19 protein-coding genes are annotated in these 19,179 nt (G+C 71.6%); 9 read left to right on the top strand and 10 right to left on the bottom strand.

Features of this window, described 5'->3' with window-relative positions; translation table 11 throughout:
* Positions 1 to 53: 53 nt before the first annotated feature.
* A complete protein-coding gene (locus AB0E14_RS09520; RefSeq protein ID WP_362414267.1) occupies positions 54 to 422 on the bottom strand; it encodes a YbjQ family protein in 369 nt (122 codons plus the stop codon).
* 160 nt (positions 423 to 582) lie between these two features.
* Between AB0E14_RS09520 and AB0E14_RS09515 the strand changes: the two genes are divergently transcribed.
* Positions 583 to 1,290 (top strand): VTT domain-containing protein, encoded by a 708-nt coding sequence (locus tag AB0E14_RS09515; protein WP_362414265.1) that lies wholly within the window; start codon positions 583 to 585, stop codon positions 1,288 to 1,290.
* 204 nt (positions 1,291 to 1,494) lie between these two features.
* Here the strand turns inward: AB0E14_RS09515 and AB0E14_RS09510 are convergent, their stop codons facing one another.
* A complete protein-coding gene (locus AB0E14_RS09510; protein WP_362414410.1) occupies positions 1,495 to 3,141 on the bottom strand; it encodes a threonine/serine exporter family protein in 1,647 nt (548 codons plus the stop codon).
* 150 nt (positions 3,142 to 3,291) lie between these two features.
* Entirely contained in the window at positions 3,292 to 3,786 is a 495-nt protein-coding gene (locus AB0E14_RS09505; protein ID WP_019888410.1) for an inorganic diphosphatase, read from the bottom strand.
* Positions 3,787 to 3,888: 102 nt separating this feature from the next.
* On the opposite strand from AB0E14_RS09505, the gene dacB reads away from it, so the two are divergent.
* The 7 genes from dacB to AB0E14_RS09470 all read left to right on the top strand — a co-directional run bounded on the left by dacB (position 3,889) and on the right by AB0E14_RS09470 (position 11,777).
* Positions 3,889 to 5,328, top strand: coding sequence for a D-alanyl-D-alanine carboxypeptidase/D-alanyl-D-alanine-endopeptidase (gene dacB, locus AB0E14_RS09500; RefSeq protein ID WP_362414262.1), 1,440 nt, complete (start codon positions 3,889 to 3,891; stop codon positions 5,326 to 5,328).
* A 28-nt stretch (positions 5,329 to 5,356) separates the two neighbouring features.
* Positions 5,357 to 6,487, top strand: coding sequence for a zinc-dependent metalloprotease (locus tag AB0E14_RS09495; protein WP_362414260.1), 1,131 nt, complete (start codon positions 5,357 to 5,359; stop codon positions 6,485 to 6,487).
* Between the two features lie 196 nt (positions 6,488 to 6,683).
* Positions 6,684 to 7,730 carry a tRNA lysidine(34) synthetase TilS gene (tilS, locus tag AB0E14_RS09490; protein ID WP_362414257.1) on the top strand — a complete coding sequence of 349 codons (1,047 nt, stop codon included), beginning with the start codon at positions 6,684 to 6,686 and terminating at the stop codon, positions 7,728 to 7,730.
* 41 nt (positions 7,731 to 7,771) lie between these two features.
* Positions 7,772 to 8,311, top strand: coding sequence for a hypoxanthine phosphoribosyltransferase (gene hpt, locus AB0E14_RS09485; RefSeq protein WP_067161225.1), 540 nt, complete (start codon positions 7,772 to 7,774; stop codon positions 8,309 to 8,311).
* Positions 8,312 to 8,485: 174 nt separating this feature from the next.
* On the top strand, positions 8,486 to 10,507 hold the full coding sequence (gene ftsH, locus AB0E14_RS09480) for an ATP-dependent zinc metalloprotease FtsH (RefSeq protein ID WP_362414255.1): 2,022 nt from the start codon (positions 8,486 to 8,488) through the stop codon (positions 10,505 to 10,507).
* 99 nt (positions 10,508 to 10,606) lie between these two features.
* Positions 10,607 to 11,212: a GTP cyclohydrolase I FolE gene (gene folE / locus AB0E14_RS09475; protein WP_362414253.1), complete on the top strand. Its 606-nt coding sequence runs from the start codon at positions 10,607 to 10,609 to the stop codon at positions 11,210 to 11,212.
* 34 nt (positions 11,213 to 11,246) lie between these two features.
* A complete protein-coding gene (locus tag AB0E14_RS09470; protein ID WP_362414251.1) occupies positions 11,247 to 11,777 on the top strand; it encodes an SMI1/KNR4 family protein in 531 nt (176 codons plus the stop codon).
* A 3-nt stretch (positions 11,778 to 11,780) separates the two neighbouring features.
* Here AB0E14_RS09470 and AB0E14_RS09465 read toward each other — a convergent pair whose 3' ends face one another.
* The 6 genes from AB0E14_RS09465 to AB0E14_RS09440 all read right to left on the bottom strand — a co-directional run bounded on the left by AB0E14_RS09465 (position 11,781) and on the right by AB0E14_RS09440 (position 16,741).
* Positions 11,781 to 12,272 carry a DUF3180 domain-containing protein gene (locus AB0E14_RS09465; RefSeq protein WP_362414249.1) on the bottom strand — a complete coding sequence of 164 codons (492 nt, stop codon included), beginning with the start codon at positions 12,270 to 12,272 and terminating at the stop codon, positions 11,781 to 11,783.
* Positions 12,273 to 12,324: 52 nt separating this feature from the next.
* The gene (gene folK, locus AB0E14_RS09460; protein ID WP_362414247.1) at positions 12,325 to 12,924 is read right to left on the bottom strand and encodes a 2-amino-4-hydroxy-6-hydroxymethyldihydropteridine diphosphokinase; all 600 of its coding nucleotides are present in this window, start codon (positions 12,922 to 12,924) and stop codon (positions 12,325 to 12,327) included.
* Positions 12,921 to 13,280 carry a dihydroneopterin aldolase gene (gene folB, locus AB0E14_RS09455; RefSeq protein ID WP_361676937.1) on the bottom strand — a complete coding sequence of 120 codons (360 nt, stop codon included), beginning with the start codon at positions 13,278 to 13,280 and terminating at the stop codon, positions 12,921 to 12,923. The genes folK and folB overlap by 4 nt, the downstream gene beginning before the upstream one ends.
* Before the next feature lie 201 nt (positions 13,281 to 13,481).
* Positions 13,482 to 13,940, bottom strand: coding sequence for a nuclear transport factor 2 family protein (locus AB0E14_RS09450; RefSeq protein WP_362414244.1), 459 nt, complete (start codon positions 13,938 to 13,940; stop codon positions 13,482 to 13,484).
* Positions 13,937 to 14,800 carry a dihydropteroate synthase gene (gene folP / locus AB0E14_RS09445; protein ID WP_362414242.1) on the bottom strand — a complete coding sequence of 288 codons (864 nt, stop codon included), beginning with the start codon at positions 14,798 to 14,800 and terminating at the stop codon, positions 13,937 to 13,939. The genes AB0E14_RS09450 and folP overlap by 4 nt, the downstream gene beginning before the upstream one ends.
* A gap of 99 nt (positions 14,801 to 14,899) precedes the next feature.
* Complete coding sequence (locus tag AB0E14_RS09440) at positions 14,900 to 16,741, bottom strand: phosphatidylglycerol lysyltransferase domain-containing protein (protein WP_362414239.1); 1,842 nt, start codon at positions 16,739 to 16,741, stop codon at positions 14,900 to 14,902.
* A 170-nt stretch (positions 16,742 to 16,911) separates the two neighbouring features.
* On the opposite strand from AB0E14_RS09440, the gene AB0E14_RS09435 reads away from it, so the two are divergent.
* Positions 16,912 to 18,024: an alpha/beta hydrolase-fold protein gene (locus tag AB0E14_RS09435; RefSeq protein ID WP_362414237.1), complete on the top strand. Its 1,113-nt coding sequence runs from the start codon at positions 16,912 to 16,914 to the stop codon at positions 18,022 to 18,024.
* Here AB0E14_RS09435 and AB0E14_RS09430 read toward each other — a convergent pair.
* Positions 18,011 to 19,144 (bottom strand): ATP-binding cassette domain-containing protein, encoded by a 1,134-nt coding sequence (locus AB0E14_RS09430; RefSeq protein ID WP_362414235.1) that lies wholly within the window; start codon positions 19,142 to 19,144, stop codon positions 18,011 to 18,013. The genes AB0E14_RS09435 and AB0E14_RS09430 overlap by 14 nt on opposite strands.
* Between the last annotated feature and the right edge of the window lie 35 nt (positions 19,145 to 19,179).

Raw genomic sequence — 19,179 nt, 5'->3', positions numbered from 1 at the left:
AGTTGAGGGTGTCGCCCCTCGGAGTCGCGGGTGTCGTCCTCCGGCATCACGCCTCACGCACGTGGGGCGATCACCGCCGCCGTCCCGTAGGCGCAGACCTCCGTCCCCACGTCGGCCGCCTCCGTCACGTCGAAGCGGAACATCAGCACGGCGTTGGCACCGCGCGCCTTCGCCTGCTCCACAAGACGCTCCATCGCCTGGTTGCGGGTCTCCACCAGGGTCTTCGTCAGACCCTTCAGCTCTCCGCCGATCATCGACTTCAGCCCCGCGCCGATCTGGCTGCCCAGATGACGTGAGCGCACGGTCAGTCCGAAGACCTCGCCGATGACCTGCCGGACCTCGTAGCCGGGTACGTCGTTCGTGGTGACGACCAGCACGTCCGGGTGCGGCCCCTGGCCGCCGCCGTACTCCTCGATGCCCATCCGCATCCACCTCCTGGCCACCAGCCTCGGACGGCCCGCCCGCCGTCGCATCCCGGGAACGCCCACCGGGGGCCCGTGGAACCCGGGCCCGTAAGAATGCGTTGGTACCTTGGGGCAGCCGTCCCCCTCTCCCCCACCGACCGCAGGAGCCCGGAACCCCGTGAATACGCTTGCCCTCGGACCGAGCTGGCTGGACCCGGACTATCTGATCCAGACCTTCGGCCTGATCGGTGTCCTCGTCATCGTCTTCGCCGAGTCCGGCCTGCTCATCGGGTTCTTCCTGCCCGGCGACTCGCTGCTCTTCACCACCGGCCTGCTGGTCACCACGGGGAAGCTGGACCAGCCGCTGTGGCTCGTCTGCACGCTCATCGTGGCCGCCGCGATCATCGGCGACCAGGTCGGCTATCTCTTCGGCCGCAAGGTCGGCCCCGCCCTCTTCAAGCGTCCCGACTCCAAGCTCTTCAAGCAGGAGAACGTGGAGAAGGCGCACGAGTTCTTCGAGAAGCACGGCCCGAAGTCGCTGATCCTGGCCCGCTTCGTGCCGATCGTGCGGACGTTCACGCCGATCATCGCCGGCGTCAGCCGGATGAACTACCGCTCGTTCATCACGTTCAACATCATCGGCGGCGTGCTCTGGGGCGCCGGCGTCACCATCCTCGGCGCCTCCCTCGGCAAGATCGACTTCGTGCACGAGCACATCGAGGCGATCCTCATCCTGATCGTCGCGATCTCCGTGGTCCCGATCGTGATCGAGTACCTCCGCGCCCGCTCGCAGTCGAAGAAGGCCAAGGCCGCCCAGGACGACGAGCACGGCCACGACGCCCCCGGCACCCCGAACCCGGGCCGCGGCCGCCACGCCAAGCGCTGACCCGCCCCCGCGGAGCCCGTCCGGGCTCCCGGAGCACGTCCAGGACCCCGAGGCCCGTCCCGGCCCCGGGGTCCTGCGCGTCCCGTCGGAGGCCGTCCTGCCAGAACCGGCCCTACCAGGAGCCGCCTCGTCCGAGGCCCTCCCGTGCGAGGCCGCCCCACCGAAGCCGTCCCGCCGAGGCCGCCCCGTCGGAGGCCGTTCCCGTCAGAAGCCCCTGGTCCGCTTCGCCGCACGCCGCGCCGCTGCCGCGCGCGGGGCCTGCATGAAGAGGCGGGCCAGCTCGCTTCCCAGGTTCACGCCGATCGCGATCGCCAGCGCCAGGGCCGCCGCCTTCGCCAGGTTGGCGAAGCCCTGGTCCAGGTTGTTCTGGGCGATCGACAGCACCCCGAAGTACGTCGCCGAACCCGGCAGCAGCGGCCCGATCGCCGCCGTCACGTACGGCAGCGACGACGTGTGGTGGTACCGGGCGATCAGCTGGCCGAAGAGACCCACCAGGCCCGCCGCCACCGCCGTCGCCATCACCGCCGAGCCGCCCGCCGTCACCGCGATCGCCGCGTAGACCACCCACGCCACCCCGCCGTTCAACGTCGCGAACAGCACCGTCGCCCGCGACTGCTGCAACAGGATGGCGAACGTCGCGCACAGCACCATCGACGCCAGGATCTGCACCACCGGACGCTCGACCGGACTGAGCGCCCCCTCCGGGTTCAGCTGCGCGTCGAACTGCACGGCCACGTACAGCACCGACAGCACACCCACCACGATCGCCACGAAGAAGTACCCGACCTCCAGGAGCCGGGCCGAGGCCGTGATGTAGAAGCCGGTCAGACCGTCCTGCACGGCCGCCACCAGGGCACGACCGGGGATCAGGGCGAACAGGCCACCCGTGATGACCGCCGAGGGCCGCAGATCGGCGTGCAGCAGCGTCAGCAGCACCCCCATCGCGGCCGGCGGCATCGCCGCCACCAGGAACTGGTAGAACTCCGGCAGCCCGCGCCCCGCGCACAGCCACGCCAGCCGGTCGCCGAGCACCGCGCCGAGCGCGGCCACGCAGAAGACCGTGAAGTCACCGCCGAGCAGCACCGAGGCCGCCCCCGCGAGGACACCCGCCGCCAGCGTCAGCACCCAGCCCGGATACGGGTGCCGGTTGCGCCGGATCTCCGCGAGCCGCCGGTAGGCCTCCTCCGGCGTGACGTCGTGGTCCGGCGCGTTGATGTCGGCGAGCAGCTGGTAGACCGCGGCCAGCCGGGTGTAGTCCGTGCCCCGCCGCCGGACCGTCCGGTTCGCCGTGATCGGGTCGTCCATCAGCGACGGCTGGTGCGTGATCGACAGCAGCGTGAACGTCACCGTCGGCTCGCACCGGTCCAGGCCGTAGCTGCGGCAGATCGCGAACATCGCCGCCTCGACGTCCTCCGCGCCCTCCCCGCCCGCCAGCAGCAGCTCGCCGATACGCAGGGTCAGGTCGAGCACACGGCCCACCGCGGGCCCCGCCCCGTCCTCCTTGGGCGCGGTCTCCGGCATCGGCCGGTCACCCACCGGCAGCCGCAGCATCGTCCGCATCCGGTCCTGCCACGGCGCGTCCGCCGGCAGCCGCACCAGCGGCATCCCGTGCGCCGGGGTGAAGGCCGCCGGAGCCTGCCTCGCCGAGTACGTCGACGGCGGCGCGAACGCGGAACCCTCGGGCTCCTCGGGCGGCTCCGCCGTCAGCCCCTCGGGAACGGCGAACTCGGAGGTCGGGTGCTCCTCCTCCACGACCACCGGTGGTTCCACCCCGGCGGGCGGGACGAAAGCGCTGCGCGCCTCGTCCGACTGCGGCTTCCGGTCCTCCGGGCCGTCCGCCTCCACGACCACTCTCTTCGCCCTCACTCCCATGCGCGCCGCCTGCCCAGGATGGGCACCGGCATACGACAGCAGTATGGGCACGGGCCTACGGCAGCACGCGAGACGGGCGGCGCACCCGCACGAGGTGCACCGCCCGTCACAGCTTCAGCAGGGACCCACTCAGTGGGCGCCGCCCTGCGCCTCCAGGCGCTTGTACGAGGCCTCGATCTCGGCCTCGGCCTCGGCGCGGCCGACCCAGTTGGCGCCCTCGACCGACTTGCCCGGCTCCAGGTCCTTGTAGACCTCGAAGAAGTGCTGGATCTCCAGGCGGTCGAACTCCGACACGTGGTGGATGTCGCGCAGGTGCTCGACGCGCGGGTCCGAGGCGGGCACGCACAGCAGCTTGTCGTCGCCGCCGGCCTCGTCCGTCATGCGGAACATGCCGATGGCGCGGCACTTGATCAGGCAGCCGGGGAACGTCGGCTCGTCCAGGATGACGAGCGCGTCCAGCGGGTCGCCGTCCTCGCCGAGGGTGTTCTCGACGAAGCCGTAGTCGGCCGGGTAGCTGGTCGAGGTGAAGAGGCGACGGTCCAGGCGGATGCGACCCGTCTCGTGGTCGACCTCGTACTTGTTCCGCGACCCCTTCGGGATCTCGATGGTGACGTCGAACTCCACGGGTGGCTCCTCCTGAATCAACACATGTGAATGCTTGCGGCAACGCGCAGTGATTAAGTGTCCCTCACGCCTGTGTGTGATCGCGAAAGGGGCTGGTCAGCAATGCCGGAGCCGAGGACCTGGCAGCTCACTGCGTGCTCTGCCGTACTAGGTCTGGCCCTGGCCGCCGGAGCGGTGACCGCCGCCGGACCGTGGGACAACGGTCAGCGTAAGGCCGAGCGCGCCCGGGCGGCCGCCGCGACCCCGACAGGTGGCGCACATCACGCGCCCCCCGCCGCCCCGCGCCGCCCCGCCCCCGCCCCGGCCCCCAGCGCCCCCGGAGTGCTCCGCCCCCTCGACGCCGCCGGCAGCACCCAGCCGGGTGACCTCGCCGCCGTCCTCGCCCCGCTCCTCGCCGACCCCGGCCTCGGCCCGCTGCGCACCGCCTCCGTCGTCGACGCCACCACCGGCGAGCAGCTGTACGGCGAGGGCGCCGGCACGGCCATGACCCCGGCCTCCACCATCAAGATCGCCACCTCGGTCGCCGCCCTCTCCGCCCTCGGCCCCGACCACCGCATCCCGACCACCGTCGTCGCCGGCCCGGACGGCCGCACGCTCACCCTCGTCGGCGGAGGCGACCCCACCCTCGACCGGGCCCGCCTGAAGACCCTCGCCGCCGACACCGCCCGCGCCCTGAAGGCCCGGGGCGTCACCGCCGTACGCCTCACCTACGACACGAGCCTCTACCAGGGCCCCGCCCGGCACCCCATCGGCCGCAACGAGAACCTCGCCCCCGTCACCGCGCTGATGATCAACGCGGGCCGCCCCGACGGCATCGACCACGGCCGCGCCGTCCGCAGCGACGACCCCGCCGCGGACGCCGCCACCGCCTTCGCCGAACTCCTCACCGAGGCCGGTACGAAGGTCCAGGGCGCCCCCACCCCCGGCCGCGCCCCCAAGCCCGCCGCGGGCACCACGAGCGCCCCCCTGGCCCGAACCGAGTCCGCCCCGCTCTCCGCCCTCGTCGAGCGCACCCTCACCGACAGCGACAACGACCTCGCCGAGGCCCTCGCCCGCCAGACCGCCCTCGCCCGCAAGCAGCCCGCGAGCTTCACCGGCGCCGGCAAGGCCGTCCAGGCCGAACTCGCCGCCCTCGGCCTGCCCACCGCGGGCGCCCGCTTCGCCGACGGCAGCGGCCTCTCCCGCGACGACCGGCTCTCCGCCGCCCTGCTCACCGGCCTCCTCACCCGAGCGGCCGACCCCGCCCGCCCCGCCCTGCGCCCCGTCCTCACCGGCCTGCCCGTCGGCGGCTTCAGCGGCACCCTCGAAGACCGCTTCGACACCGGCCCCGCCCTCGGCGGAGCCGGCCTCGTCCGCGCCAAGACCGGCACCCTCACCGGCGTCAACACGCTCGCCGGCACCGTCGTCACCGCCGACGGCCGCCTCCTCGCCTTCGCGTTCCTCGCCGGCCGCACCCCCTCCCCGTACCAGGCCCAGCCCGCCCTCGACCGGCTCTCCGCCGCGCTGGCGCCCCCGTCAGGAACCGTCCCGAACCTGCCCTGATCGGGCCCGGAGAACGTACGGTTGACGCATGACGAGCATCGGTGGAGCCGAGATGGTCGACTGGAATCTCGCGGTCGCGACCGCGACCCGACTGGTGAAGGCGGGCCCCGAGGTGAGCCGCGACGAGGCCCGCGAGGTCGTCGCGGAACTCCGCCGGCACGCCAAGGCCTCCGAAGAACACGTGCGGGCGTTCACCCGGATGATCCCCGACGGCCACGAGCCACGGGACACCCCCGTCCTCGTCGTCGACCGCGCCGGCTGGATCAAGGCCAACGTCGCCGGCTTCCGCGAACTGCTCTCCCCGCTCCTCGACAAGATGCAGGAACGCCGCTCCACCACACCCGGCGGCTCCATGATCGGCGCCGTCGGCGGCAAGGTCACCGGCGTGGAGCTCGGCATGCTCCTGTCGTTCCTCGCCTCCCGGATCCTCGGCCAGTACGAGACCTTCGCCCCCGCCACCCGCGACCTGCCCGCGGGCGACAACGGCGGCGGCCGCCTCCTCCTCGTCGCCCCCAACATCGTCCACGTCGAACGCGAGCTCGCCGTCGACCCGCACGACTTCCGCCTCTGGGTCTGCCTCCACGAAGAGACCCACCGCACCCAGTTCACCGCCGTGCCCTGGCTCCGCGACCACCTGCAGGGCGAGATCCAGTCCTTCCTCGGCGCCACCGAGGTCGACCCCTCCACCGTCGTCGAACGCCTCCGCGAAGCCGCCCAGGCCCTCGCCGGCGGCCGCCCCGAAGGCGAACAGGGCGAGCCGACCCCCTCCCTCGTCGAGATCGTCCAGACCCCCGAGCAGCGCGAGATCCTCGGCCGCCTCACCGCCGTCATGTCCCTGCTCGAAGGCCACGCCGACTACGTCATGGACGGCGTCGGCCCCCAGGTCGTCCCCTCCGTCGCCGAGATCCGCGAGAAGTTCCAGCGGCGCCGCGCCCGCGGCGCCTCCCGCCTCGACCTCGCGCTGCGCAAGCTCCTCGGCCTCGACGCCAAACTGCGCCAGTACCGCGACGGCGAACGCTTCGTCCGCGCCGTCGTCGACGAGGTCGGCATGGACGGCTTCAACCGCGTCTGGACCTCCCCCAACACGCTCCCCACCAAGGCCGAGATCGCCAAACCGGCCGACTGGGTGGCGAGGGTGCACCGTAAGGCAGACTCCTGAGACGGGTGCGACGTACGACGGAAGAACACACCGCCAATCACCCATCCGAGGGACCGTAGACGGAGGGTGGGGCGTGCAATGCTCGGGTAACGGCCATGTTCTGTCACCATCGACGCACTCTGAGTGACCGAACCCCCTCTTCCGACCGTTAAGACTCCGACCGAGGCACCCCACTCATTCACGAAGGGCACCGGACATGGGTCCCCATCCTGCGGTCGCGGCGATACGCCTGGCGGTCCGCCGCGTACTCCACGACGTCCTCACCGAGCACCAGACCGCCCCCGACGCGACGGCGGGGCACCACCCCCTCGGCCCCTCCCCGGACCGACCCGCTCCGCTGGTCCTCGTCGCATGCTCCGGAGGTGCCGACTCCATGGCGCTCGCCTCCGCGCTCGCCTTCGAGGCCCGCAAACTCGCCGTCCGCGCCGGCGGCATCACCGTCGACCACGGCCTCCAGGACGGCTCCGCCCAGCGCGCCGCCGAGGTCGCCGGACGCATGGCCGCGCTCGGCCTCGACCCCGTCGAGACCGTCGCCGTCACCGTCGGCCGGGAAGGCGGCCCCGAAGCCGCCGCCCGCGACGCCCGCTACGCCGCCCTCGACGAGGCCGCCGAGCGCCACGGCGCCACCGCCGTCCTGCTCGGCCACACCCGCGACGACCAGGCCGAAACCGTCCTCCTCGGCCTCGCCCGCGGCTCCGGCATCCGCTCGCTGTCCGGCATGGCCGCCGTCTCCGGCGCCGCCGGCCGCTACCGCCGCCCCTTCCTGGAGCTCGACCGGCAGACCGTCCGCAAGGCCTGCGTCGCCCAGGAACTCGCCGTCTGGGACGACCCCCACAACAGCGACCCCGCCTACACCCGCTCCCGGCTCCGCCACGAAGGCCTCCCCGCCCTGGAGAAGGCCCTCGGCAAGGGCGTCGTCGAAGCCCTCGCCCGTACGGCCCAGCTCTCCCGCGACGACGCCGACGCCCTCGACTCCTGGGCCGCGGACGCCGAAGCCGCCGTCCGCGACGAGGCCGGCCGACTCGAATGCGCCAAACTCTTCGGACTCCCGCCCGCCGTCCGCCGCCGCATCCTGCGCCGCGCCATGATCGCCGAAGGCGCCCCCGCGGGCTCCCTCTTCGCCCGGCACATCGAGGAGGTCGACCGGCTGATCACCGGCTGGCGGGGACAAGGCGCCATCAATCTGCCCGGCCGCGTCGAGGCGCGGCGCCAGGGTGGCAGACTGGTCATTCGGCAAGGCTGACGCAAGCTGCAACGAAAGTGACCCGGGTGAACGAGAAGGACATGGGCACCGACCTCCAGTCGGTACTCATCACCAAGGAAGAGATCGACGCGAAGCTGGCCGAGCTGGCCGCGAAGATCGACGCGGAGTACGCGGGCAAGGACCTGCTCATCGTCGGCGTCCTCAAGGGCGCCGTGATGGTGATGGCGGACCTGGCGCGCGCGCTGTCCACCCCCGTCACCATGGACTGGATGGCCGTCTCCTCCTACGGCGCCGGCACCCAGTCCTCGGGCGTCGTCCGCATCCTCAAGGACCTCGACACCGACATCAAGGGCAAGCACGTCCTGATCGTCGAGGACATCATCGACTCCGGCCTGACCCTGTCCTGGCTGCTGTCGAACCTCGGCTCGCGCGAGCCGGCCTCCCTGGAGGTCTGCACCCTGCTGCGCAAGCCCGACGCCGCGAAGGTCGCGATCGACGTGAAGTGGATCGGCTTCGACATCCCCAACGAGTTCGTCGTCGGATACGGCCTCGACTACGCCGAGAAGTACCGCAACCTCCCCTTCGTCGGCACACTCGCGCCGCACGTCTACGGAGGCTGACGCACGGGAACCCGTCCCGCCTTCCCGCCGTTGGAGCAAGGGAAGGCGGTCACGGGTCACCTGGCTGAGGTACCTTCCGAAGAACAGCTTTTTTCATAGCAGCTCTCGAGCAGCTCTCACAGCAGCATTTACCTACGGGCAGGAGGGACGGGGCGTACTACTCGCTCCGTATGGATGGACGTGAAGCGATACTTCCGTGGGCCGGTCATGTGGATCGTGCTGGCCGTCCTCGCCGTGGTCGTGCTGATGCAGGTCGTCGGCTCGTCCGAGGGCTACAAGACGGTGGACACCAGCAAGGTCGTCCAGGCGATCAATGACAAGCAGGCCGACCAGGTCAAGCTGACGACCGGCGACGAGCAGGTCATCAAGGTCGAACTCAAGAAGGACGCCGACAAGAACAAGTACGGCGGCAGCACCAAGATCCAGGCGAGCTACATCGGTGACCAGGGCGCCAACCTGACCACCACGCTCCAGGAGCAGTCCGCCGCCGGCGACCTCGACAAGGGCTACACCGTCTCCCCGGAGCGGCAGAGCCCCTTCCTGTCGGTGCTGCTCTCGCTGCTGCCCTTCGTTCTCATCGTGGTCGTCTTCCTGTTCCTGATGAACCAGATGCAGGGCGGCGGCTCCCGAGTCATGAACTTCGGGAAGTCCAAGGCCAAGCTCATCACCAAGGACACCCCGAAGACCACGTTCGCCGACGTGGCCGGCTCGGACGAGGCCGTCGAGGAACTCCACGAGATCAAGGAGTTCCTCCAGGAGCCGGCGAAGTTCCAGGCGGTCGGCGCCAAGATCCCCAAGGGCGTGCTCCTCTACGGCCCGCCCGGAACCGGCAAGACCCTCCTCGCGCGCGCCGTCGCGGGCGAGGCCGGCGTGCCGTTCTACTCGATCTCCGGCTCCGACTTCGTCGAGATGTTCGTCGGTGTCGGTGCCTCCCGTGTCCGCGACCTCTTCGAGCAGGCCAAGGCGAACGCCCCGGCGATCGTCTTCGTCGACGAGATCGACGCCGTCGGACGCCACCGCGGCGCCGGCCTCGGCGGCGGCCACGACGAGCGCGAGCAGACCCTCAACCAGCTGCTCGTCGAGATGGACGGCTTCGACGTGAAGGGCGGCGTCATCCTGATCGCCGCCACGAACCGCCCCGACATCCTCGACCCGGCCCTCCTGCGCCCCGGCCGCTTCGACCGCCAGATCGCGGTCGACCGCCCGGACATGCAGGGCCGTCTGGAGATCCTCAAGGTCCACCAGAAGGGCAAGCCGGTCGCCCCGGACGTCGACCTGGGCGCGGTCGCCCGCCGCACCCCGGGCTTCACGGGCGCCGATCTCTCCAACGTCCTGAACGAGGCGGCGCTCCTGACCGCCCGCTCGGACAAGAAGCTGATCGACAACCACTCCCTGGACGAGGCGATCGACCGCGTGGTCGCGGGCCCGCAGAAGCGGACCCGGATCATGTCGGACAAGGAGAAGAAGATCACCGCGTACCACGAGGGCGGTCACGCCCTGGTCGCGGCGGCCTCGCCGAACTCCGACCCGGTCCACAAGATCACGATCCTGTCCCGCGGCCGCGCCCTGGGCTACACGATGGTGCTCCCGGACGAGGACAAGTACTCGACCACCCGCAACGAGATGCTCGACCAGCTGGCGTACATGCTGGGCGGCCGCGCGGCGGAGGAGCTCGTCTTCCACGACCCGACCACGGGCGCGGCGAACGACATCGAGAAGGCCACGGCCACCGCTCGCGCGATGGTCACCCAGTACGGCATGACCGAGCGGCTCGGCGCGATCAAGTTCGGTGGAGACAACACCGAGCCGTTCCTGGGCCGTGAGATGGCGCACCAGCGCGACTACTCGGAAGAGGTCGCCGCGCTGGTCGACGAAGAGGTCAAGAAGCTCATCGAGACCGCGCACAACGAGGCGTGGGAGATCCTCGTCGAGAACCGTGACGTCCTCGACAACCTGGTCCTGCAGCTCCTGGAGAAGGAGACGCTGGGCAAGGAGGAGATCGCCGAGATCTTCGCCCCGATCGTCAAGCGCCCGGCTCGCCCGGCCTGGACGGGCTCGTCCCGCCGCACGCCGTCGACCCGCCCGCCGGTCCTCTCCCCCAAGGAGCTGGCCCTGACGAACGGCGCGAACGGCAGCGCACCGGTGGACACCACCAAGGCGATCGAGGTCGCCCCCGAGGAGGCCCCGGAGGCCTGACCTCCGCCCACCCGGAATGGAAGCCGCGCCCCCACAGGTTTTAGCCTGTGGGGGCGCGGCACATTTCGCGCCATGAGTTCATGACGGAACGAGGCACAGATGACCGACCCGGTGACACTGGACGGCGAGGGCACGATCGGCGAGTTCGACGAGAAGCGCGCCGAGAACGCCGTACGAGAGCTCCTCATCGCGGTCGGCGAGGACCCGGACCGCGAGGGCCTGCGGGAGACGCCTGGGCGGGTGGCGCGGGCGTACAAGGAGATATTCGCGGGCCTGCGGCAGCAGCCGGAGGACGTGCTGACCACGACGTTCGACCTCGGGCACGACGAGATGGTGCTCGTGAAGGACATTGAGGTGTACTCGACATGTGAGCACCACCTCGTCCCGTTCAGGGGCGTGGCGCACGTCGGCTACATCCCCTCGACCTCCGGCAAGATCACCGGCCTGTCCAAGCTGGCCCGTCTCGTCGACGTCTACGCCCGCCGCCCGCAGGTCCAGGAGCGGCTGACCACACAGGTCGCCGACTCGCTCATGGAGATCCTGGAGCCGCGCGGCGTCATCGTCGTCTTCGAGTGCGAGCACATGTGCATGTCGATGCGCGGCATCCGCAAGCCGGGCGCGAAGACCATCACCTCGGCCGTCCGCGGTCAGCTCCGCGACCCCGCGACCCGCAACGAGGCGATGAGCCTGATCATGGCGCGCTAGCGCCGTTGTCAGTGGTCCCGGTTAGCCTCCAGGCATGATCGAGACGACCGTGGACGACCGCCGTTTCCCGCCCGCCCTGGCCGAGGTGGCCCGGGTCGAGTTCGCGTACGGGGACGAGGGGGAGGGCGTCGACTTCGAGCCGTACGACGCCTTCGACTCCGCCGAGGAGACCACCGACTGGCTGCGGCACTGGACCGGCAACCACGCGCTCGACGGCGGCGCCTACCGGGTCTTCGGGCAGGACGGGACCGGGGGCCTCGCCGCGATCTGGTGGGTGCGGGAGGGGCGGCCGCTCGACGAGCAGCCCGTGGTGTTCATGGGGTCGGAGGGCGAGCGCGGTGTGGTCGCCGGGAATCTGTCCGACTTCCTGTGGGTGCTCGCCGACGGGTTCGGGCCGATGGAGGCCGCCCTGCACGAGCACCGCGAGGCGCGGCCGGACGTGGAGCTGGAGGCGCTCGCCGAAAGGCATGCGACGACGCCGCGGCGGGGTGGCCGGGAGATCATCACGCAGGCGCAGGGAGAGTTTCCGAGTTTCTCCGACGATCTCGACGAGCTCTGCCGCTGAGCCTTACGACACCGGGGCCGCGCCCTTGCCGTTCGAGTTGTTGTCGTCTTCCGGGAGCTTGCAGACGCGCTCCAGGAAGAGGGCCGCGGCGATGACCGCGAAGCCCGCCAGGACCGAGAAGCCGGCGTAGATGGCCTGGTCGCGGCGGGACGGGATGTCCAGGGAGCCCAGGAGGAAGACGCCCGTGCCGCCGTACATGCCGGCGACCAGGGCGGCGACGAGGGCGCTCGCCTGGCCGAAGACCACCGCGCGGGCCGCCATCAGGGGCTCGACGCCCTTCGCGCCGGGGCGGCGCTCGCGTTGGGCCTTCAGGCGGGCGCGGATGGACAGGGCCGTGGCCGTGAGGACGGCCGCGATCGACGCGAGGACGATCGGGGCCGCGAGCGGCACGCTCGGCAGGGTGCCGACCGCGTCCCAGAGGCGCGCCGCGCCCCAGGACAGTACTCCGGCCGCGATGAAGAGTCCGGCCAGAACCTTGAGCCGCAGTTGCTTCACCGGGTGTCCTTCGTGTCGTCGTCTCGCGGGCGGTCTTCCCCGAGCCTAACGACTACTCGGGCAGGCGGAGTTCCAGGTCGGCGCGCGGCACGACTCCTTCGTGGCCGAGCGCCGTGAGGAGGTCGGCGATCGCGCCGAGGCCGGGCAGCTGGGCCTGGGGGTCCACGTCGTGCCAGGGGGCGAGGACGAAGGCGCGCTCGTGGGCGCGGGGGTGGGGCAGGGTGAGGACGGGGTCGTCGGAGACCACGTCGGCGTACGCCACGATGTCGACGTCGATCGTGCGGGCGCCCCAGCGCTCCTCGCGGACGCGGTGGAAGGCCTCCTCGACGGCGTGCGCGCGCTCCAGGAGGGAGCTGGGCGGCAGGGTCGTCTTCACGAGGGCGACCGCGTTCAGGTACGAGGGCTGGGAGCCGGGCTCGACGCCCCAGGGCTCCGTCTCGTACACCGGGGAGACGGCCTTGACCCGGAGGCCCGGGGTGTCCTCCAGGGCGTCGACGGCGCCCTGGAGGGTCTCCAGGCGGTTGCCGAGGTTGGCGCCGAGGGCGATGACGGCCCACTTCGGGTTGGACAGGGTCACGTCGGCGGCGTCGACGGCCTCGACGACGGAGGCCGGTACGGGCTGCACGGTCGGGTCGCTGTGCGTGGCTTTCATACTCGGCTCCGGGTGATGGTGATGGTCACGTCGTCGAAGGGGACGGTGATCGGTGCGTCCGGCTTGTGGACGACGACCTCGACCTCCTGGACGCCGGGGTGCTTGAGGCACTGCTGGGCGATCCGCTCGGCGAGGGTCTCGATGAGGTCCACGGGCTCGCCCTGGACGACGTCGACGACCTCCTCGGCGACGACGCCGTAGTGGACGGTCTTCGTGAGGTCGTCGTCGGCGGCCGCGGGGCGGGTGTCCAGGCCGAGGACGAGGTCGACGATGAAGGTCTGGCCTTCCTCGCGTTCCTTGGGGAAGACGCCGTGGTGTCCTCGGGCCTTGAGGCCGCGCAGCGCGACACGATCCACGCGAATCACTCCTGCTGTCGTAGTTCCGTGGCCACGCAGCCGGGTGCGGACGGCCGGGTGTCCAGCATCGAATCTACCTGCGAGCACCGACAGCGCTTGCCCATGGGGGTTCGGGCGGCGGCCACAGGGGACTGGGTGCGGCCCCTACCCAGAGCCTCGGATTCCAATCCCCCGGCTCACCCGTTCGGCCCCCGGATCCCGTCAGGCGCCGGGCTCGTCGTCCTCTTCGTCGTCGGATTCGGTGAGGACGGGGGAGCCGTGGTGGGACCAGATCTTCCAGCCCTCGAATGTGCGGCGGAACACATTGGTGGCGACCACGAGCTGGCCGACGAGGGGGCCGAGCTCGGCGCCGTCCTCGGCTGGTCCGCCGCTGAGGATGTTCTCGGTGCAGGTGACGACGGCCACGTCGCCGCCGAGGGAGATCTTGATGTCGGTGAGGAAGAACTGGATGTACTCGGTGTTCGCCATGATCAGGGCGTACGAGCGGAGGACCTCGCCGCGTCCGGAGAGCACGGGCCAGCCGGGGTGGACGCAGGAGATGGGGGTGGCGCCGTCGTCGAGCCAGAGCGCGGAGACCGTCTCGAAGTCGCCGGTCTCCATCGCCTCGTAGAAGGCGGTGTTCGCGGCCTCGACCGCGGCGGTGTCGGTCTGGTGGGTCACCTGGCTCCCTCGACGGCCCTGGCGACGCGGACGGCGTCGGCGGTGGCCCTGACTTCGTGGACGCGGACGGCCCAGGCGCCCTCGTGGGCGGCGATGGCGGAGACGGCGGCGGTGGCGGCGTCCCGTTCGCGGGCGGGTGGTGGGGCGGCGCCCTTGTGGGCGGTGAGGACGTGTCCGAGGAACCGCTTGCGCGAGGCGGCGACGAGCAGGGGCCTGCCGAGGGCGCGCAGTTCGGGGAGGTGGGCGACGAGGGCCAGGTCGTGCGGGGCGAGCTTGGCGAAGCCGAGGCCGGGGTCGATCACGATCCGCTCGGGGGCGATGCCGCCGTCGACGACGGCCTCCATGCGCCGGCGCAGTTCGGTGACGACGTCGGTGACGACGTCGTCGTAGACGGCGAGGCTGTTCATGTCCTGGCTGAAGCCGCGCCAGTGCATGACGACGAAGGGGACCTCGGCGGCGGCGACGGCGGGGACCATGGCAGGGTCGGCGAGGCCGCCGCTGACGTCGTTGACGAGCGCGGCGCCCGCTTCGACGGCGGCGCGGGCGACGGAGGCGCGCATGGTGTCGACGGAGACGGTGACGCCTTCGGCGGCGAGGCCTCGGACGACGGGCACGACCCGGCGCAGTTCCTCGTCCTCGTCGACCCGGCTGGCGCCGGGGCGGGTGGACTCGCCGCCGACGTCGACGAGGTCGGCGCCCTCGGCGGCCAGGTCGAGGCCGTGTTTGACGGCGGCGGTGGTGTCGAACCAGCGGCCGCCGTCCGAGAAGGAGTCGGGGGTCACGTTGACGACGCCCATGACCGCGCAGCGGTCCCACTCCGGCAGGCCCAGGGCCGTGCCCCGGCCGATCGACGTACTCATACGCCCAGCGTAGGGCCCGTGCCGCCGGTCGGGCCCTGTGGGCCTCGGGCCGGCGGCCGGAACCTCACGCCGTGTGGGCCTCAGTGCGGGCCGCGCGGCTCATGCGGCGCGGACCTCGCGGTCGGTCTGCGGGGCGACGATGTGGGCGCAGACGCGGGGTTCGGCGGCGGCCCTGCGGCGGGCGAAGGGGCGGGGCAGTTCGAGGTTGACGAAGCCTTCGGCCTGCATGGCGGCGAAGCCGATGCGGGGCAGGTCGCGGCTCTTGCGGTAGACGACGAAGCGGGGTTCCCAGCGGGGCCGGAACTTGGCGTTGAACTTGTACAGGGACTCGATCTGGAACCAGCGGGAGAGGAAGACGAGGAGTCCGCGCCAGAGCCGCAGGACGGGTCCTGCGCCGATCTTCTCGCCGCGGGCGAGGGCGGCGCGGAACATGGCGAAGTTGAGGGAGACGCGTTCGATGCCGAGGCGCGGGGATTCCTGGAGGGCGGCGACGATGAGGAGCTCGTTCATGCCGGGGTCGGCGGAGCGGTCGCGGCGCATGAGTTCCAGGGACATGCCGTCGGTGCCCCAGGGGACGAAGTGGATGATCGCCTTCAGGTCGCCGTACGGGGAGGTGGTGCCGTCCTCGTCGGTCTTGTGGGCGGTGGCTATGACGGCGTCGCCGTCGCCGGGGTCGCCGATGCGGCCGAGGGCCATGGAGAAGCCGCGTTCGGTGTCGGTGCCGCGCCAGTCGGCGGCGGCGCGGCGGACGCGGGCGAGTTCGCCGTCGCTGAGGTCGCGGACGCGCCGCACCTTGGTGGTGTAGCCGCCCCGTTCGATCCGCTTCACCATCTGGCGCACGTTACGCATGGCGCGCCCGGAGAGGGAGAAATCCGCGACGTCCACCACCGCCTCGTCGCCGAGTTCGAGGGCGTCGAGGCCGGTCTCGCGGGTCCAGACCTCGCCGCCGGTCTCGGAGCAGCCCATGACGGCGGGGGTCCAGGAGTGGGCCTTGGCCTCGTCCATGAAGCGTTCGATGGCACCGGGCCAGGCCTCGACGTCGCCGATGGGGTCGCCGCTGGCGAGCATGACGCCGGAGACGACGCGGTAGCAGACGGCGGCCTTGCCGCTGGGGGAGAAGACGACGCCCTTGTCGCGGCGGAGCGCGAAGTGGCCGAGGGAGTCGCGGCCGCCGTGCTTGGCGAGCAGGGCGCGCAGGCGGGTCTCGTCGTCCTCGGTGAGCCGGGCGGCGGGGTGCTCGGGGCGGAAGGCGAGGTAGATGGTGGTGAGGGCGGTGAGCATGCCGAGCGCGCCGAGGGAGTAGCCGACGGTCCAGTCGACGCCGCGGGTGTAGCCGACGGGGCCTTCGAAGCCGAAGAGTCCGTACAGGACGTGTTCGAGGCGGTCGGTGAGGCTGGGGTCGCCGACGACGCGGCGCGGGTGGGCGCTGACGATGACGAGGCCGAGGACGATCGAGCCGGCGCCCATGAGGACGAAGTTGGCGAGCGCCTTCCAGCGGCTGCGGGGGTCGGGGAGGGCGGCGAACTGGCTCCGGTGGCGTACCAGCAGGGCGAGCAGCGCGAGGGAGAGCAGGGCGCCGAGCACCGAGTGGCGCCAGACGAACTGGGCGACGGCGCCGAGCGGCAGCAGGACGACGGCGGCCCGCCAGGCGCGGCGCTTGTGGCGCTTGAGGCCGTGGGCGAGGAGCAGCAGGAGGACGCCGACGCTGAGGGAGAGGGCCGCGGAGAGCGGTCCGAGCGTGCCGGGCAGGACCTCGGCGATGGCGTGCATCCGGCTGGCGCGGAAGCGGGGGAAGACGCCCGCCGCGATGTCGATCAGGCCGATGAAGGTGCAGGCCGTGCCGACGAGGGAGGGCACCTTCTCGGGGCGTGGTCCGCGCAGAATCCGGCGCACCCGAATCGGAACCAATCCTGACTTGTCCCCATCTACCGTGACAGACATCGCTTCCCGTGCTTCCCGTGGCTCCGCGAATGAATTCGAATCTCCGGCGGCCGCGCGGTGGTCAGGGGCGGGGCCGGTCCGGAGGTTTTGCGCCTTCTAGGACGGCTTCGCGGGGGAGCGGGTTCATTCCTACTCGCAGGTATTTCTCAGGAAGAGGGCTCGGGCGTCTCATGGGTCTCACCAGCAACAAGGTCCTGGCCCTCGCGGTCGCGCTGGCGGTGGTGTTCTTCGTGGCCACGGTCTGGCTGTGGCCGCGCCTCGCCCGGGGTGGTGTCCGGGCCGTTCTCGGCAGGATCGGGCTGCTCCTGGCGACCCAGCTCGCGCTGTTCGCCTCGGTGGGCCTGGCCGCGAACAACTCGTTCCTCTTCTACGGGTCGTGGGCGGACCTCTTCGGCCAGGAGCAGGACATGGGGGTGGTCGTCGACCACTCGGCCGGCTCCAAGGACCTGAAGGTCGTCGGCACACAGGCGCTCGACGTGCCGGGCGGCTCCAAGCCCTCGGTCGGCGGGCAGATACAGAAGGTCGTCGTCGCGGGCGAGAAGTCCGGGATCAGCTCGCCGGCGTACGTCTACCTGCCGCCGGAGTACTTCCAGAAGGGGTACGAGAAGAAGACGTTCCCGGCCTCGGTGGTGCTGACGGGCTACCCGGGCACGGCGGAGAACCTGCTCAAGGGGCTGAAGTACCCGAAGACCGCCTTCCTCCAGGCCAAGGAGAAGAAGATGCGGCCGATGATCCTGGTGATGCTGCGGCCGACGGTCGCGCCGCCGAGGGACACCGAGTGCGTGGACATCCCGGGCGGCCCGCAGACGGAGACCTTCTTCGCCCAGGACCTGCCGAAGGCGGTCTCGGAGTCGTACCGGGTGGGCACCGAGGCACGGAACTGGGGGTTCATGGGGAACTCCACGGGCGGCTACTGCGCCCTGAAGATCGCGCTGCACCACCCGGACCGGTTCGCTGCGGGCGCCGGGTTCTCGGCGTACTACCAGGCGGCCGAGGACGTGACGACGGGCGATCTCTTCCACCGCGACGACAAGGCGCGCAAGCGGGCGAACCTGCTGTGGAGCCTGGACCACCTGCCGCAGGGGAAGTCGTCGTTCCTGGTGACGACCTCGAAGCAGGGCGAGGGGAACCTGCGCGGGACCCTGGACTTCATCAAGAAGGTCAAGGCCCCGGCGCGGGTCTCCTCGATCACGCTGGACAGCGGCGGCCACAACTTCAACACCTGGAACCGGGAGATCCCGCCGGGCCTGGTGTGGATGAGCGGGCGCCTCAGCGCGGAGTGAGCGTCTTGGCGGGCGCCTCGCCGTCGGTGGCGCGGTCCTCTGCCGGTGCCTGTGCCGGTTCCGGGGACGCCGCGCGCAGGGCGCGGTGGACGGCGGCCGGGGTGAGCACGCCGGCGTACCGGCCGCCCTCGGCGGGGTCGGTGACGGGCAGCCAGCCGGTGTCGTGCTGCAGCAGCGCGGCCAGGGCCTCCCGGAGGGAGGCCCCGAGCGGCACGGGCTCCGGGGCGGGGCGGGTGCGGCCGGGTTCGTCCGCGGCGACCCAGCCCTCGATCCGGCCGTCGGCGTCGAGGACGACGGACCAGGGGGCGTCGGCGGCGGGGGCCTCGCCCGCGCGCAGGACCGGGACCTCCTCCAGGGCGGCGGAGTCCACGGCGGTGACCGAGAGCCGCTTGAGGCCCCGGTCCGCGCCGACGAAGTCGGCGACGTAGGGGGTGGCGGGGGCGCCGAGTACCCGGGCCGGGGTGTCGAACTGCTCGATGGTGCCCTGGCCGTATACGGCGATGCGGTCGCCCAGGCGGACGGCCTCCTCCAGGTCGTGGGTGACGAGCAGGACCGTCTTGCGGACCTGCGACTGCAGGCGGAGGAACTCGTTCTGGAGGCGCTCGCGGACCACCGGGTCGACCGCTCCGAACGGCTCGTCCATCAGGAGCACGGGCGGGTCGGCGGCGAGCGCGCGGGCCACGCCGACGCGCTGGCGCTGCCCGCCGGAGAGCTGCTCGGGGTAGCGGTCGCCGTACGTCCTCGGGTCGAGGCCGACCAGGTCGAGGAGTTCGGCGGCGCGGGCACGGGCCCGGGCGCGCGGGGCGCCGAGGAGGTGCGGGACGGTCGCGGTGTTGTCGAGGACCGTGCGGTGCGGGAAGAGGCCGACCTGCTGGATGACGTAGCCGATGCGGCGGCGCAGTTGGACGGGGTCGATCGCGGATATGTCCTCGCCGGCGAGGAGGATCCGGCCCTCGGTCGGTTCGATGAGCCGGTTCACCATCTTCATGGTGGTGGTCTTGCCGCAGCCGGACGGGCCGACGAGCGTCACCAGTTCACCCTCGGCGACCTCGAAAGAGAGGTCGTCGACGGCCGTCGTGCCGTCCGCGTACCGCTTGGTCACATGCTCGAACCGGATCATGTTCCCCATTCTGACGCCTGGATGACGGGTGCGTG

Source organism: Streptomyces sp. NPDC047981 (assembly GCF_040653315.1).
Lineage (GTDB): Bacteria > Actinomycetota > Actinomycetes > Streptomycetales > Streptomycetaceae > Streptomyces.
Note: the sequence above shows the minus strand (reverse complement) of the source record. Positions and strands in the feature narration are given on the sequence as shown.

What these genes read in the sequence shown, in the direction of transcription:
- AB0E14_RS09520 (WP_362414267.1), bottom strand. Translation starts at nt 422, where the DNA reads ATGGGCATCGAGGAGTACGGCGGCGGCCAGGGGCCGCACCCGGACGTG.
- dacB (WP_362414262.1), top strand. Translation starts at nt 3,889, where the DNA reads ATGCCGGAGCCGAGGACCTGGCAGCTCACTGCGTGCTCTGCCGTACTA.
- AB0E14_RS09495 (WP_362414260.1), top strand. Translation starts at nt 5,357, where the DNA reads ATGACGAGCATCGGTGGAGCCGAGATGGTCGACTGGAATCTCGCGGTC.
- tilS (WP_362414257.1), top strand. Translation starts at nt 6,684, where the DNA reads ATGGGTCCCCATCCTGCGGTCGCGGCGATACGCCTGGCGGTCCGCCGC.
- hpt (WP_067161225.1), top strand. Translation starts at nt 7,772, where the DNA reads ATGGGCACCGACCTCCAGTCGGTACTCATCACCAAGGAAGAGATCGAC.
- ftsH (WP_362414255.1), top strand. Translation starts at nt 8,486, where the DNA reads ATGGACGTGAAGCGATACTTCCGTGGGCCGGTCATGTGGATCGTGCTG.
- folE (WP_362414253.1), top strand. Translation starts at nt 10,607, where the DNA reads ATGACCGACCCGGTGACACTGGACGGCGAGGGCACGATCGGCGAGTTC.
- AB0E14_RS09470 (WP_362414251.1), top strand. Translation starts at nt 11,247, where the DNA reads ATGATCGAGACGACCGTGGACGACCGCCGTTTCCCGCCCGCCCTGGCC.
- folK (WP_362414247.1), bottom strand. Translation starts at nt 12,924, where the DNA reads ATGAAAGCCACGCACAGCGACCCGACCGTGCAGCCCGTACCGGCCTCC.
- folP (WP_362414242.1), bottom strand. Translation starts at nt 14,800, where the DNA reads ATGAGTACGTCGATCGGCCGGGGCACGGCCCTGGGCCTGCCGGAGTGG.
- AB0E14_RS09440 (WP_362414239.1), bottom strand. Translation starts at nt 16,741, where the DNA reads ATGTCTGTCACGGTAGATGGGGACAAGTCAGGATTGGTTCCGATTCGG.
- AB0E14_RS09435 (WP_362414237.1), top strand. Translation starts at nt 16,912, where the DNA reads ATGGGTCTCACCAGCAACAAGGTCCTGGCCCTCGCGGTCGCGCTGGCG.
- AB0E14_RS09430 (WP_362414235.1), bottom strand. Translation starts at nt 19,144, where the DNA reads ATGATCCGGTTCGAGCATGTGACCAAGCGGTACGCGGACGGCACGACG.